Here is an 11972-nt window from a genome sequence, read left to right on the forward strand (position 1 = left end):
CCAAATGTTGCAACCTAAGCGTACGAAGTTCCGCAAGCAGATGACAGGCCACAACCGTGGTCTGGCTCAGCGCGGTAGCAAAGTCAGCTTCGGCGAGTTCGCGCTGAAGTCTGTAGCTCGTGGTCGTCTCACCGCTCGTCAGATCGAGTCAGCGCGTCGTGCTCTGACCCGTCACGTTAAACGTGGCGGCAAGATCTGGATCCGTGTATTCCCGGACAAGCCGATCTCCAAAAAACCTCTCGAGGTTCGTATGGGTAAAGGTAAGGGTAACGTGGAATACTGGGTAGCCCAGATTCAGCCAGGCAAAGTCCTGTATGAAATCGAGGGTGTTTCTGAAGAGCTGGCGCGTGAGGCTTTCGCCCTGGCTGCTGCAAAGCTGCCGCTCGCCACCTCCTTTGTTAAACGGACGGTGATGTGATGAAAGCGAATGAACTTCGTGAAAAATCCGCACAGCAGCTGAACGAGCAACTGCTCGGCCTGCTGCGCGACCAGTTCAATCTGCGTATGCAGAAAGCAACTGGCCAGTTGGGGCAGTCTCATCTGCTCTCGCAAGTTAAGCGTGACATCGCTCGCGTGAAGACTGTGCTCAACCAGCAGGCAGGTAAGTGATCATGGCTGAAGCCGAAAAGACTGTCCGTACGCTGACTGGCCGTGTTGTCAGCGACAAGATGGACAAAACCATCACCGTTCTGATCGAGCGTCGCGTTAAGCACCCGATCTACGGTAAATATGTTAAGCGTTCGACTAAGCTGCACGCGCACGACGAAACCAATCAGTGCCACATCGGCGACAAAGTCACTATTCGTGAAACTCGTCCGCTGGCCAAGACCAAGTCTTGGGCACTGGTTGATGTTCTCGAACGCGCTGTGGAAGTCTAAGGACTAGGGGTCGGAGAAATTATATGATTCAGACTCAATCCATGCTCGATGTGGCCGATAACAGCGGCGCTCGCCGTGTTATGTGCATCAAGGTGCTGGGTGGCTCCCATCGTCGTTACGCTGGTATCGGTGACATCATCAAAGTTACCGTCAAGGAAGCAATTCCTCGCGGTAAAGTGAAAAAAGGCCAAGTGATGACTGCTGTTGTAGTCCGCACTCGTCACGGCGTACGTCGTGCTGATGGCTCCATTATCCGCTTTGATGGCAACGCTGCTGTTCTTCTGAACAACAAGCAAGAGCCGATCGGCACCCGTATCTTTGGGCCAGTGACCCGTGAACTTCGTACTGAGAAGTTCATGAAGATCGTCTCGCTCGCCCCAGAAGTGCTGTAAGGAGATCCGACATGCAAAAGATTCGTCGTGACGACGAGATCATCGTGATCGCCGGCAAAGACAAAGGTAAGCGCGGTAAGGTGCTTAAGGTTCTCGCTAATAACCGTCTGGTTATCGGTGGTCTGAACCTGGTCAAGCGTCATACCAAGCCTAACCCGATGTCGGGCGTGCAGGGCGGTATCGTCGAGAAAGAAGCTCCGCTGGACGCTTCTAACGTCGCCATCTTCAACGGCGAAACCAACAAGGCTGACCGCGTTGGTTTCAAAGTAGAAGACGGTAAGAAAATTCGTGTCTTCAAGTCGACCCAAAAAGCGGTTGATGCTTGAACACTGCTAGGTAGATTAGACCATGGCACGACTACAAGAGATTTACCGGAAGGAAATCGCCCCTAAGCTTAAGGAAGAACTTAAGCTTGGGAACGTGATGGAAGTTCCGCGCGTTACCAAAATCACCCTGAACATGGGTCTGGGCGAAGCGATCGGCGACAAAAAAGTCATCGAGCACGCTGTTGCTGACCTGGAAAAGATCACCGGCCAGAAAGTCGTTGTGACCTACGCTCGCAAATCCATCGCTGGCTTTAAAGTCCGTGAAGGTTGGCCGATCGGCGTCAAAGTGACCCTGCGCCGTGAGCGTATGTATGAATTCCTGGATCGTCTGCTGTCGATCTCCCTGCCTCGGGTCCGCGACTTCCGCGGCCTGAATGCCAAGTCCTTCGATGGTCGTGGTAACTACAGCATGGGCGTGAAAGAGCAGATCATCTTCCCGGAAATCGACTACGACAAGATCGATGCTCTCCGCGGTCTGGACATCACCCTGACCACCACTGCCAAGAACGATGATGAAGGTCGCGCCCTGTTGCGTGCTTTCAAATTCCCGTTCCGCAACTGATTGGAGTAGGACCATGGCCAAGATGAGCATGAAAAACCGCGAGCTGAAGCGTCAGCTCACGGTTGCCAAGTACGCCAAGAAGCGTGCAGCACTGAAAGCAATCATCGTTGATCTGAACGCAAGTCCAGAAGCACGTTGGGAAGCTACAGTAGCTCTGCAGAAGCAGCCACGTGACGCAAGCGCTTCGCGCATGCGTAACCGCTGCCGCCTGACCGGTCGTCCACACGGCGTTTACCGCAAGTTCGGCCTCGGCCGTAACAAGCTGCGTGAAGCGGCAATGCGTGGTGACGTACCAGGTCTGGTTAAAGCCAGCTGGTAAGTACTTTCAACGTCCTGGCGGCCTGAATCGCAAGATACTGACCGCCGGTGACCTTGAATCTGGAACAAGCCCCTTTTGGGGCTTGTTTCATTTCCGGAGTGTGTCTAAAATACGCGGCTCGCCTGAGCCCGTGTTTTTTACCCGGAGATTCTCGGCGACATATGTAGCCGCAAGGCTAATTTTTTTGTATTAGGAGCGTCTAGCCCATGAGTATGCAGGACCCGTTAGCGGACATGCTAACTCGTATCCGTAATGCCCAGATGGCTGAAAAGTCCGTCGTAAGCATGCCATCTTCCAAGTTGAAGGTAGCTGTTGCCAAAGTCCTGAAAGACGAAGGCTACATTGCGGGTTATCAGATCAGCAGCGATGTAAAAGCACTGCTGTCCATCGAGCTGAAGTACTTCGAAGGCCGTTCGGTCATCGAGGAAGTGAAGCGCGTTAGCCGTCCAGGCCTGCGTCAGTACAAGTCCGCTGAAGATCTGCCGAAAGTTCGTGGCGGTCTGGGCGTGTCTATCGTCTCCACCAACAAAGGTGTGATGACGGATCGTGCTGCGCGCGCTGCCGGTGTCGGCGGCGAAGTTCTTTGCACTGTGTTCTAAGGGGGGATAAGCATGTCTCGCGTCGCTAAGAACCCCGTTAAGCTGCCAGCCGGTGTCGAAGTCAAATTCGCAGGCCAACAGCTTTCGGTGAAGGGTGCCAAGGGCACTCTTGAACTGAACATCCATTCGTCCGTTGAGATCGTTGAAGAAGCTGGTGAGCTGCGTTTCGCTGCTCGCAATGGCGATCAACAAACTCGCGCAATGGCCGGTACCACGCGTGCGTTGGTAAACAACATGGTCCAAGGCGTAAGCCAAGGCTTCGAGCGTAAGCTCCAGCTGGTCGGTGTTGGTTACAAAGCGCAAGCAAAAGGCACGGTTTTGAACCTGGCCCTTGGCTTCTCGCACCCTGTGGATTACGAACTGCCAGCGGGCATCACTGCTGAGACCCCTAGCCAGACCGATATCCTGATCAAGGGCATCGATAAGCAGCTGGTAGGTCAAGTGGCCGCTGAGATCCGCGACTTCCGTCCACCAGAGCCGTACAAAGGCAAAGGTGTGCGCTACGCGGACGAAGTCGTCCGTCGTAAAGAAGCCAAGAAGAAGTAGGGCATAGCAAATGACCGACAAAAAAGTTACTCGACTGCGTCGCGCTCGCAAAGCACGCCTGAAAATGCACGAACTCGAAGTCGTGCGTCTCTGCGTGTTCCGCTCGTCGCAGCACATCTACGCCCAGGTCATCTCGGCCGACGGCAACAAAGTCCTGGCAAGCGCCTCGACTTTGGATAAAGAACTGCGTGATGGTGCCACTGGCAACATCGACGCGGCCACAAAGGTTGGCCAGCTGGTCGCTACGCGTGCTAAGGCCGCTGGCGTCTCGCAAGTGGCTTTCGACCGCTCTGGCTTCAAGTACCACGGTCGCGTGAAAGCGCTGGCTGATGCTGCTCGTGAAGCTGGGCTGGAGTTCTAAGTTATGTCAAATAACGACCAAAAGCGCGACGAAGGCTACATTGAGAAGCTGGTTCAAGTTAACCGCGTAGCCAAAACCGTTAAAGGCGGCCGTATCTTCACCTTCACCGCGTTGACCGTGGTAGGTGATGGTAAAGGCCGTGTTGGCTTCGGCCGTGGCAAGTCACGTGAAGTGCCTGCTGCGATCCAGAAGGCAATGGAAGCTGCTCGTCGCAACATGATCCAAGTTGATCTGAACGGCACCACGCTGCAGTACGCAATGAAGTCCGCCCATGGCGCTTCGAAGGTGTACATGCAGCCTGCTTCTGAAGGTACCGGTATCATCGCTGGTGGCGCTATGCGTGCTGTCCTCGAAGTTGCTGGCGTTCAGAACGTTCTGGCCAAGTGCTACGGCTCGACTAACCCGGTAAACGTGGTTCACGCCACTTTCAAAGGTTTGAAAGCTATGCAATCTCCTGAGTCCATCGCTGCCAAGCGTGGTCTGACTGTCAAGGAGATCTTCTGATCATGGCTACCGTTAAAGTAACGCTGATCAAAAGCATGACCGGCCGCATCCCTAACCACAAACTGTGTGTTAAAGGTCTGGGTCTGCGTCGCATCGGTCACACTGTAGAAGTCCTGGATACTCCCGAGAATCGCGGGATGATCAACAAGGCTTACTACATGCTGCGTGTAGAGGGTTAATCGATGAAACTCAATGATCTGAGTCCAGCGCCGGGTTCCCGTCGCGAAAAGCATCGTCCGGGCCGTGGTATCGGTAGCGGTTTGGGTAAGACTGGTGGCCGTGGCCACAAAGGTCAAACCTCCCGCTCCGGTGGCACCATCGCTCCAGGCTTTGAAGGCGGTCAACAGCCGCTGCATCGTCGCCTGCCTAAGTTCGGTTTCGTATCCCTGAAAGCCATGGACCGCGCAGAAGTGCGTCTGTCCGAGCTGGCTAAAGTGGAAGGCGACATCGTTACTGTGCAGACCCTGAAAGATGCCAACGTGATCAACGTCAACGTACAGCGTGTGAAAATCATGCTGTCCGGTGAAGTGACTCGCGCTGTCACTATCGGCAAGGGAATCGGCGCCACCAAAGGTGCGCGTTCGGCTATCGAAGCAGCTGGCGGCAAGTTCGAGGAATAAATGGCTAAGCAAGGTGCTCTCTCAGCGCTCGGCAAAGGCGGTATGTCTGAACTTTGGGCTCGTCTGCGTTTTCTGTTCCTGGCGATTATCGTCTACCGAATAGGCGCACACATCCCGGTTCCAGGTATCAACCCGGACCGACTCGCAGACCTGTTTCGACAGAATGAGGGGACCATTCTTAGCTTGTTCAACATGTTTTCCGGCGGCGCGCTGGAACGGATGAGCATCTTTGCGCTGGGGATCATGCCGTACATTTCGGCATCGATCATCATGCAACTGATGACCGCCGTCAGCCCGCAGCTGGAGCAGTTGAAGAAGGAAGGTGAAGCTGGCCGTCGCAAGATTAGCCAGTACACCCGCTACGGCACTGTCGTCCTCGCCCTGGTCCAAGCTATCGGCATGTCCGTTGGCCTGGCTGGGCAGGGCGTTGCGTTCACTGGTGACTTTGGCTTCCATTTCGTCGCGGTATCCACATTTGTGGCTGGTGCGATGTTCATGATGTGGCTGGGTGAGCAGATTACTGAACGTGGTGTTGGTAACGGTATCTCGATGTTGATTTTCGCAGGTATCGTCGCCGGTCTTCCGAGAGCGATTGGGCAGTCTTTCGAGTCTGCACGTCAGGGTGATATCAACATTTTCGCCCTGGTTGCCATCGGTTTGCTGGCAGTAGCGATTATCGGTTTTGTGGTGTTCATTGAGCGTGGTCAGCGTCGTATTGCTGTTCACTACGCCAAGCGTCAGCAGGGCCGTAAGGTCTTTGCTGCGCAGACCAGCCACTTGCCGCTGAAAGTGAATATGGCCGGTGTTATTCCGGCAATTTTCGCGAGCAGCATTTTGCTGTTTCCGGCTTCGTTGGGTACCTGGTTTGGTCAGTCCGAAAATATGGGCTGGCTGCAGGACCTCTCTCAGTCGATCGCTCCTGGTCAGCCGTTGAATATTCTGCTGTTTAGTGCAGGGATTATTTTCTTCTGCTTCTTCTATACGGCGTTGATGTTCAATCCGAAAGACGTAGCGGAAAACCTGAAGAAGTCCGGTGCCTTTATTCCGGGCATCCGTCCAGGTGAGCAGTCTGCACGCTACATTGATGGCGTTCTGACTCGTTTGACCCTGTTCGGTGCTCTATATATGACGGCCGTGTGCTTGTTGCCCCAGTTCCTGGTGGTTGCAGCAAACGTTCCGTTCTACCTTGGCGGGACCTCGTTGCTGATCGTGGTCGTGGTTGTGATGGACTTCATGTCCCAAGTACAATCGCACCTCGTTTCGCACCAGTACGAATCCCTGATGAAGAAAGCCAACCTGAAGGGCTACGGCAGCGGCATGTTGCGCTGAGTACCCCATAAGGTTCGAGGAGTTGGTGATGAAAGTTCGTGCATCGGTGAAAAAGCTGTGCCGTAACTGCAAGATTATTCGCCGCGAAGGTGTTGTTCGAGTAATTTGCAGCGCGGAACCGCGTCACAAACAGCGCCAAGGCTGAGTGTGATCCGCTTGAAGCCCGGCAGCTAGTGCGCTGCCGGGTTGATTATTTGTTATTACAGCGATATTATCTCGCGCCCTATTTCTTGGCTTCCGGGGCGTAGGTAGCTGTCAATTGGAGTCCCACTGAATGGCCCGTATTGCAGGCGTTAACATTCCAGATAACAAGCACACTGTTATCTCGCTGACCTACATCTATGGTGTTGGTCGCACTACTGCGCAGAAAATTTGCGCAGTTGCTGGGGTAAACCCAGCCGCTAAGATCAAGGATCTGAGCGACGAGCAGATTGAACAGCTGCGTGGCGAAGTGGCGAAGTTCACCACTGAAGGTGACCTGCGTCGCGAAATCAACATGAAAATCAAGCGTTTGATGGACCTCGGTTGCTATCGCGGTCTGCGTCATCGTCGTGGTCTTCCAGTACGCGGTCAGCGTACCAAGACTAACGCGCGTACCCGTAAAGGTCCGCGTAAGCCGATCCGCAAGTAATCGCCCCAGCGAATCGACAGGAAAATTATCATGGCAAAACCTGCTGCTCGTCCTCGTAAAAAAGTTAAAAAGACAGTGGTTGATGGCATCGCCCACATCCATGCTTCTTTTAACAACACAATCGTGACCATCACCGACCGTCAAGGTAACGCGCTTTCTTGGGCTACCTCCGGTGGTTCGGGTTTCCGCGGTTCCCGCAAGTCCACCCCGTTTGCTGCTCAAGTAGCTGCTGAACGTGCTGGTCAAGCTGCGCTGGAATATGGCCTGAAAAACCTCGACGTTAACGTCAAGGGTCCAGGTCCAGGTCGTGAGTCTGCTGTCCGTGCTTTGAACGGCTGTGGCTATAAGATCGCCAGCATCACCGACGTGACGCCAATCCCGCACAACGGGTGCCGTCCGCCGAAGAAGCGCCGCGTGTAATCCAGGAGATTGTAAAGAATGGCTCGTTACATTGGTCCAAAATGCAAACTCGCTCGTCGCGAAGGCACCGATCTCTTCCTGAAGAGCGGCGTGCGCGCGATCGAATCGAAGTGCAACATTGAAGCAGCACCTGGTATCCACGGCCAACGCCGCGGTCGCCAGTCCGATTACGGCACCCAACTGCGTGAAAAGCAGAAGGTCCGTCGTATCTACGGCGTTCTCGAGCGTCAGTTCAGCGGCTACTACAAAGAAGCTGCTGGCAAGAAAGGTGCAACCGGTGAAAACCTGCTGCAACTGCTCGAATGCCGTCTGGACAACGTTGTATACCGTATGGGCTTTGGTTCGACTCGTGCCGAATCCCGTCAGCTGGTATCGCACAAGTCGATCAGCGTTAACGGTCAGACCGTAAACGTTCCGTCCTACCAGGTTCGTGCTGGTGACGTGGTCGCAGTTCGCGAGAAAGCAAAAAACCAACTTCGCATTGTCCAAGCTCTCGATCTGTGTGCCCAACGTGGCCGCGTAGAATGGGTAGAAGTAGACACTGAGAAGAAGTCGGGCGTTTTCAAGAACGTTCCTGCTCGCAGTGATCTGTCCGCCGACATCAACGAAAGCCTGATTGTCGAGCTCTACTCCAAGTAAGGGCTAGAAAATAGGTGCATCCATGCAGATTTCGGTAAATGAGTTCCTGACACCCCGCCACATTGATGTGCAGGTTGTCAGTCCAACCCGCGCCAAAATTACTCTCGAGCCTCTCGAGCGTGGTTTTGGCCACACCCTGGGCAACGCGCTGCGCCGCATCCTGTTGTCCTCAATGCCCGGCTGTGCAGTAGTCGAGGCCGAGATTGACGGTGTGCTCCACGAGTACAGCGCCATCGAAGGTGTACAGGAAGACGTAATTGAAATCCTGTTGAACCTTAAAGGTCTGGCTATCAAGCTGCACGGCCGTGACGAAGTTACGCTGACCTTGTCGAAGAAGGGTTCGGGGGTGGTTACCGCTGCCGATATTCAGCTGGATCATGATGTCGAGATCGTTAACCCCGATCACGTAATCGCTAACCTGGCGTCTAACGGCGCCCTGAACATGAAGCTCACCGTAGCTCGTGGTCGTGGTTATGAACCGGCCGACTCGCGTCAGAGCGATGAAGACGAAAGCCGCAGCATTGGTCGCTTGCAGCTTGACTCTTCGTTCAGCCCGGTTCGCCGTATCGCATACGTGGTGGAAAACGCCCGTGTCGAGCAGCGTACTAACCTAGACAAGCTGGTTATTGATCTGGAAACCAACGGTACTCTGGATCCTGAAGAGGCTATCCGCCGCGCTGCAACCATTCTGCAACAGCAGTTGGCTGCGTTCGTCGACCTCAAAGGTGACAGCGAACCAGTGGTAATCGAGCAGGAAGACGAGATCGATCCGATCCTGCTTCGCCCGGTTGACGATCTGGAACTGACTGTACGTTCGGCTAACTGCCTTAAGGCGGAAAACATTTACTACATCGGCGACCTGATTCAGCGTACCGAAGTAGAACTGTTGAAGACTCCGAACCTGGGCAAGAAATCCTTGACTGAAATCAAGGACGTTCTGGCCTCCCGCGGTCTGTCCCTCGGCATGCGCCTCGACAACTGGCCGCCTGCAAGTCTTAAGAAGGACGACAAGGCGACTGCCTGATCGTCGTAATCACCGAACGTGAGTTTGGTAAGGAATGAACCATGCGTCATCGTAAAAGTGGTCGTCACCTGAGCCGTACCAGCTCGCACCGCAAGGCCATGTTTCAAAACATGGCGGTGTCGCTGTTCGAGCACGAGCTGATCAAAACTACACTGCCGAAAGCTAAAGAACTGCGTCGCGTTGCTGAGCCGCTGATCACTTTGGCCAAGACAGACAGCCTGGCTAACCGCCGTCTGGCTTTCGACCGTACTCGTTCGAAAGCTATCGTTGGTAAGCTCTTCAACGACCTGGGCAAGCGTTACGCTACCCGTGAGGGTGGCTACCTGCGCATCCTCAAGTGCGGTTTCCGCGCTGGCGACAACGCGCCTATGGCGTACGTCGAGTTGGTTGATCGCGCTACTGCCGGCGAAGCTGTAAGCGCCGAGTAAGACGACAAGCTGTAACGAAGAACCGGGCCTAGTGCCCGGTTTTTTGTGCCCGTGATAAAAGCGTGTTCGATACAAGCTTCCAGAGATTGTGCTTGGCACTATGGGGGTTGGAGTGTTCGGTAGAAAATATCTATTGATGCCTACAATTTAATGAATTTGTAGACGTCATATTGATGATCAATACTCCTCCCAAGCCGATTAGCCGGCAGTTCCAAGTCCGACCTGAGGGAAATTGAGCATGAGCCAGAATAAAATCCTTACCACCGCCAGCGGCACCCCCGTTGCGGACAACCAGAATTCACGTTCCGCAGGCCCACGCGGCCCGTTGCTGCTCGACGATTTTCATCTGATCGAGAAGCTCGCTCACTTCAACCGTGAAAATATCCCTGAGCGCCGTGTGCACGCCAAGGGTTCGGGTGCCTACGGCACTTTCACGGTCACCCAAGACATTACGCAGTACACCAGCGCCAAGCTGTTCGAGTCGGTGGGCAAGCAAACCCCTACCTTCCTGCGGTTTTCCACCGTAGGCGGCGAGCGTGGTTCGGCAGATACCGAGCGCGACCCACGCGGTTTCGCGTTGAAGTTCTATACCGAAGAAGGCAACTGGGACATCGTGGGTAACAACACCCCGGTGTTCTTCATTCGTGATCCTTTAAAGTTCCCGGACTTCATCCACACGCAGAAGCGCTTGCCGCAAAGCAACCTGAAAAGTGCGCAAATGATGTGGGATTTCTGGTCGCACTCCCCAGAGGCACTGCACCAGGTCACCATCCTGTTCTCGGACCGTGGCATCCCTGATGGCTACCGTCACATGCACGGCTTCGGCAGTCACACCTACAGCCTGATCAGCGCCAAGGGCGAGCGTCACTGGGTCAAGTGGCACTACAAGACCAAGCAGGGCATCAAGAATCTGGCGCCGGCTGAAGCTGCTCGCCTGGCCGGTACTGACCCTGATTACGCCCAGCGTGATCTGTTTGGCGCGATCGAGCGCGGTGATTTCCCGAAATGGCGCGTCTGCATCCAGATCATGACCGAGGCCCAGGCCAACGCTCATTACGAGAACCCTTTCGATGTGACCAAAACCTGGTCGCAGAAGGAATTCCCGCTGATCGAAGTTGGTGAGCTGGAGCTGAACCGTAACCCGCAGAACTACTTTGCTGAAGTCGAGCAAGCCGCATTCGGCCCAAGCAACATGGTTCCAGGCGTCGGCCTGTCGCCAGACCGCATGCTGCAAGGTCGTGTGTTCGCGTACGCCGATGCCCACCGCTATCGCGTTGGCACCAATCACCAGCAACTGCCGGTGAATGCCCCGCGTAACCAGGTGAATAGCTACCAGCGTGATGGTTCAATGGCCTTCGGTAGCAACGGCGGCGCAGCGCCTAACTACGAGCCAAACAGCTACGCCGATGCACCAAAGCAAGCACCCCAGTATGCGGAACCTGCATTGGCTCTGAGTGGCGCGGCTGACCGTTACGATCACCGTGAAGACACTGATTACTACAGCCACGCCGGTGCGCTGTTCCGCCTGATGAACGATGAGCAGAAAGCTTTGCTCACCAACAACATCGCCGGCGCGATGGGTGGCGTTTCCAGTGATGTGGTTCAACGTCAACTGCAGCACTTCTACAAGGCCGATCCGGCTTATGGAGAAGCAATCGCAAAGGCGCTGGGTGTATCGCTTAACTGACTCTAAACGATAAGCAGAACCGCCCTCATTTGGGCGGTTTTTGCGTTATTTCAGCTACATTTCTCCGAAAAACATCACTTTTCTGCCGTTGATCCCGTGACCTTCAAGTCATCATGGTTCAAACTACAGACTTTCAAGCAGGGAGATGTAGGGCGATGCAAGGTCACCCCGACGTAATCGATTACCTCAACACGTTGCTGACGGGCGAACTGGCTGCTCGTGACCAATATTTCATCCATTCGCGCATGTACGAAGACTGGGGCTTTACCGAGCTCTACGAACGTATCAACCACGAGATGGAAGAAGAGGCACAGCACGCCGACGCACTGATGCGCCGTATCCTCATGCTCGAAGGCACGCCGCGTATGCGTCCGGATGACCTGGATGTGGGCACCACAGTCCCTGACATGCTCGCTGCCGACCTGCGCCTCGAGTACAAGGTCCGTGCCGCGCTCTGCAAGGGCATCGAGCTCTGTGAGCAGCACAGCGACTTCGTCACCCGTGAAATCCTGCGGGTGCAGTTGAACGACACAGAAGAAGATCACACCTACTGGCTGGAAAAGCAGTTGGGCCTGATCAAGCTGATTGGTCTGGAAAACTACCTGCAATCGCAGTTCTGATTCCCGTGTCTAGTCCTGAAATAGGTTTACACCTGTTTCAGTCTCAAAACGCCCGATGCACCGCATCGGGCGTTTTGTATTTCAGGG

22 protein-coding genes are annotated in these 11972 nt (G+C 54.6%); all 22 read left to right on the top strand.

From position 1 onward, the window contains the following. Window positions 1–4: 4 nt before the first annotated feature. The 22 genes from rplP to bfr all read left to right on the top strand — a co-directional run bounded on the left by rplP (window position 5) and on the right by bfr (window position 11885). Complete coding sequence (gene rplP, locus HX812_RS16985) at window positions 5–418, top strand: 50S ribosomal protein L16 (protein ID WP_003176421.1); 414 nt, start codon at window positions 5–7, stop codon at window positions 416–418. After that, the gene (gene rpmC / locus HX812_RS16990) at window positions 418–609 is read left to right on the top strand and encodes a 50S ribosomal protein L29 (protein WP_002555481.1); all 192 of its coding nucleotides are present in this window, start codon (window positions 418–420) and stop codon (window positions 607–609) included. The genes rplP and rpmC overlap by 1 nt, the downstream gene beginning before the upstream one ends. 2 nt (window positions 610–611) lie before the next feature. Further along, complete coding sequence (gene rpsQ / locus HX812_RS16995) at window positions 612–878, top strand: 30S ribosomal protein S17 (RefSeq protein ID WP_003176419.1); 267 nt, start codon at window positions 612–614, stop codon at window positions 876–878. Between the two features lie 23 nt (window positions 879–901). After that, window positions 902–1270, top strand: a complete 369-nt coding sequence (rplN, locus tag HX812_RS17000; RefSeq protein WP_002555479.1) for a 50S ribosomal protein L14 — start codon at window positions 902–904, stop codon at window positions 1268–1270. An 11-nt stretch (window positions 1271–1281) separates the two neighbouring features. After that, the gene (gene rplX / locus HX812_RS17005; RefSeq protein WP_003176416.1) at window positions 1282–1596 is read left to right on the top strand and encodes a 50S ribosomal protein L24; all 315 of its coding nucleotides are present in this window, start codon (window positions 1282–1284) and stop codon (window positions 1594–1596) included. A 22-nt stretch (window positions 1597–1618) separates the two neighbouring features. Continuing rightward, a complete protein-coding gene (rplE, locus tag HX812_RS17010) occupies window positions 1619–2158 on the top strand; it encodes a 50S ribosomal protein L5 (protein WP_003194642.1) in 540 nt (179 codons plus the stop codon). A gap of 13 nt (window positions 2159–2171) precedes the next feature. Continuing rightward, on the top strand, window positions 2172–2477 hold the full coding sequence (gene rpsN / locus HX812_RS17015; RefSeq protein WP_003176414.1) for a 30S ribosomal protein S14: 306 nt from the start codon (window positions 2172–2174) through the stop codon (window positions 2475–2477). 206 nt (window positions 2478–2683) lie between these two features. Further along, the gene (rpsH, locus tag HX812_RS17020; RefSeq protein WP_010206883.1) at window positions 2684–3076 is read left to right on the top strand and encodes a 30S ribosomal protein S8; all 393 of its coding nucleotides are present in this window, start codon (window positions 2684–2686) and stop codon (window positions 3074–3076) included. Between the two features lie 12 nt (window positions 3077–3088). Then, window positions 3089–3622 carry a 50S ribosomal protein L6 gene (rplF, locus tag HX812_RS17025; RefSeq protein WP_003194640.1) on the top strand — a complete coding sequence of 178 codons (534 nt, stop codon included), beginning with the start codon at window positions 3089–3091 and terminating at the stop codon, window positions 3620–3622. 10 nt (window positions 3623–3632) lie between these two features. Further along, window positions 3633–3983, top strand: a complete 351-nt coding sequence (gene rplR / locus HX812_RS17030) for a 50S ribosomal protein L18 (protein WP_003186037.1) — start codon at window positions 3633–3635, stop codon at window positions 3981–3983. Window positions 3984–3986: 3 nt separating this feature from the next. Then, complete coding sequence (gene rpsE / locus HX812_RS17035; protein ID WP_003176409.1) at window positions 3987–4487, top strand: 30S ribosomal protein S5; 501 nt, start codon at window positions 3987–3989, stop codon at window positions 4485–4487. A gap of 2 nt (window positions 4488–4489) precedes the next feature. Further along, on the top strand, window positions 4490–4666 hold the full coding sequence (rpmD, locus tag HX812_RS17040; RefSeq protein WP_003186033.1) for a 50S ribosomal protein L30: 177 nt from the start codon (window positions 4490–4492) through the stop codon (window positions 4664–4666). Between the two features lie 3 nt (window positions 4667–4669). Continuing rightward, window positions 4670–5107, top strand: coding sequence for a 50S ribosomal protein L15 (gene rplO, locus HX812_RS17045; RefSeq protein WP_003176407.1), 438 nt, complete (start codon window positions 4670–4672; stop codon window positions 5105–5107). Then, on the top strand, window positions 5108–6436 hold the full coding sequence (secY, locus tag HX812_RS17050) for a preprotein translocase subunit SecY (protein WP_003194637.1): 1329 nt from the start codon (window positions 5108–5110) through the stop codon (window positions 6434–6436). Window positions 6437–6464: 28 nt separating this feature from the next. Continuing rightward, the gene (gene rpmJ / locus HX812_RS17055; RefSeq protein WP_002555468.1) at window positions 6465–6581 is read left to right on the top strand and encodes a 50S ribosomal protein L36; all 117 of its coding nucleotides are present in this window, start codon (window positions 6465–6467) and stop codon (window positions 6579–6581) included. 129 nt (window positions 6582–6710) lie between these two features. Then, window positions 6711–7067, top strand: a complete 357-nt coding sequence (gene rpsM, locus HX812_RS17060) for a 30S ribosomal protein S13 (protein WP_003194635.1) — start codon at window positions 6711–6713, stop codon at window positions 7065–7067. Between the two features lie 30 nt (window positions 7068–7097). Continuing rightward, on the top strand, window positions 7098–7487 hold the full coding sequence (gene rpsK, locus HX812_RS17065) for a 30S ribosomal protein S11 (RefSeq protein ID WP_002555466.1): 390 nt from the start codon (window positions 7098–7100) through the stop codon (window positions 7485–7487). A gap of 18 nt (window positions 7488–7505) precedes the next feature. After that, the gene (gene rpsD, locus HX812_RS17070; RefSeq protein ID WP_003176404.1) at window positions 7506–8126 is read left to right on the top strand and encodes a 30S ribosomal protein S4; all 621 of its coding nucleotides are present in this window, start codon (window positions 7506–7508) and stop codon (window positions 8124–8126) included. 22 nt (window positions 8127–8148) lie between these two features. Continuing rightward, complete coding sequence (gene rpoA / locus HX812_RS17075) at window positions 8149–9150, top strand: DNA-directed RNA polymerase subunit alpha (protein ID WP_003176403.1); 1002 nt, start codon at window positions 8149–8151, stop codon at window positions 9148–9150. Between the two features lie 41 nt (window positions 9151–9191). After that, window positions 9192–9578: a 50S ribosomal protein L17 gene (gene rplQ / locus HX812_RS17080; protein ID WP_003176402.1), complete on the top strand. Its 387-nt coding sequence runs from the start codon at window positions 9192–9194 to the stop codon at window positions 9576–9578. A 238-nt stretch (window positions 9579–9816) separates the two neighbouring features. Beyond that, window positions 9817–11265 (top strand): catalase, encoded by a 1449-nt coding sequence (locus HX812_RS17085; RefSeq protein WP_038842529.1) that lies wholly within the window; start codon window positions 9817–9819, stop codon window positions 11263–11265. 155 nt (window positions 11266–11420) lie between these two features. Continuing rightward, on the top strand, window positions 11421–11885 hold the full coding sequence (bfr, locus tag HX812_RS17090; RefSeq protein ID WP_033900044.1) for a bacterioferritin: 465 nt from the start codon (window positions 11421–11423) through the stop codon (window positions 11883–11885). The last annotated feature ends 87 nt before the right edge of the window (window positions 11886–11972 follow it).

Origin of the sequence: Pseudomonas sp. IPO3749 (assembly GCF_013386605.1) — a bacterium.
Lineage (GTDB): Bacteria > Pseudomonadota > Gammaproteobacteria > Pseudomonadales > Pseudomonadaceae > Aquipseudomonas > Aquipseudomonas azotoformans_A.

Excerpts from the sequence above, each read along its gene's own strand:
- rplP (WP_003176421.1), top strand. The coding sequence starts at position 5 with ATGTTGCAACCTAAGCGTACGAAGTTCCGCAAGCAGATGACAGGCCAC.
- rpmC (WP_002555481.1), top strand. The coding sequence starts at position 418 with ATGAAAGCGAATGAACTTCGTGAAAAATCCGCACAGCAGCTGAACGAG.
- rpsQ (WP_003176419.1), top strand. The coding sequence starts at position 612 with ATGGCTGAAGCCGAAAAGACTGTCCGTACGCTGACTGGCCGTGTTGTC.
- rplN (WP_002555479.1), top strand. The coding sequence starts at position 902 with ATGATTCAGACTCAATCCATGCTCGATGTGGCCGATAACAGCGGCGCT.
- rplX (WP_003176416.1), top strand. The coding sequence starts at position 1,282 with ATGCAAAAGATTCGTCGTGACGACGAGATCATCGTGATCGCCGGCAAA.
- rplE (WP_003194642.1), top strand. The coding sequence starts at position 1,619 with ATGGCACGACTACAAGAGATTTACCGGAAGGAAATCGCCCCTAAGCTT.
- rpsN (WP_003176414.1), top strand. The coding sequence starts at position 2,172 with ATGGCCAAGATGAGCATGAAAAACCGCGAGCTGAAGCGTCAGCTCACG.
- rpsH (WP_010206883.1), top strand. The coding sequence starts at position 2,684 with ATGAGTATGCAGGACCCGTTAGCGGACATGCTAACTCGTATCCGTAAT.
- rplF (WP_003194640.1), top strand. The coding sequence starts at position 3,089 with ATGTCTCGCGTCGCTAAGAACCCCGTTAAGCTGCCAGCCGGTGTCGAA.
- rplR (WP_003186037.1), top strand. The coding sequence starts at position 3,633 with ATGACCGACAAAAAAGTTACTCGACTGCGTCGCGCTCGCAAAGCACGC.
- rpsE (WP_003176409.1), top strand. The coding sequence starts at position 3,987 with ATGTCAAATAACGACCAAAAGCGCGACGAAGGCTACATTGAGAAGCTG.
- rpmD (WP_003186033.1), top strand. The coding sequence starts at position 4,490 with ATGGCTACCGTTAAAGTAACGCTGATCAAAAGCATGACCGGCCGCATC.
- rplO (WP_003176407.1), top strand. The coding sequence starts at position 4,670 with ATGAAACTCAATGATCTGAGTCCAGCGCCGGGTTCCCGTCGCGAAAAG.
- secY (WP_003194637.1), top strand. The coding sequence starts at position 5,108 with ATGGCTAAGCAAGGTGCTCTCTCAGCGCTCGGCAAAGGCGGTATGTCT.
- rpmJ (WP_002555468.1), top strand. The coding sequence starts at position 6,465 with ATGAAAGTTCGTGCATCGGTGAAAAAGCTGTGCCGTAACTGCAAGATT.
- rpsM (WP_003194635.1), top strand. The coding sequence starts at position 6,711 with ATGGCCCGTATTGCAGGCGTTAACATTCCAGATAACAAGCACACTGTT.
- rpsK (WP_002555466.1), top strand. The coding sequence starts at position 7,098 with ATGGCAAAACCTGCTGCTCGTCCTCGTAAAAAAGTTAAAAAGACAGTG.
- rpsD (WP_003176404.1), top strand. The coding sequence starts at position 7,506 with ATGGCTCGTTACATTGGTCCAAAATGCAAACTCGCTCGTCGCGAAGGC.
- rpoA (WP_003176403.1), top strand. The coding sequence starts at position 8,149 with ATGCAGATTTCGGTAAATGAGTTCCTGACACCCCGCCACATTGATGTG.
- rplQ (WP_003176402.1), top strand. The coding sequence starts at position 9,192 with ATGCGTCATCGTAAAAGTGGTCGTCACCTGAGCCGTACCAGCTCGCAC.
- HX812_RS17085 (WP_038842529.1), top strand. The coding sequence starts at position 9,817 with ATGAGCCAGAATAAAATCCTTACCACCGCCAGCGGCACCCCCGTTGCG.
- bfr (WP_033900044.1), top strand. The coding sequence starts at position 11,421 with ATGCAAGGTCACCCCGACGTAATCGATTACCTCAACACGTTGCTGACG.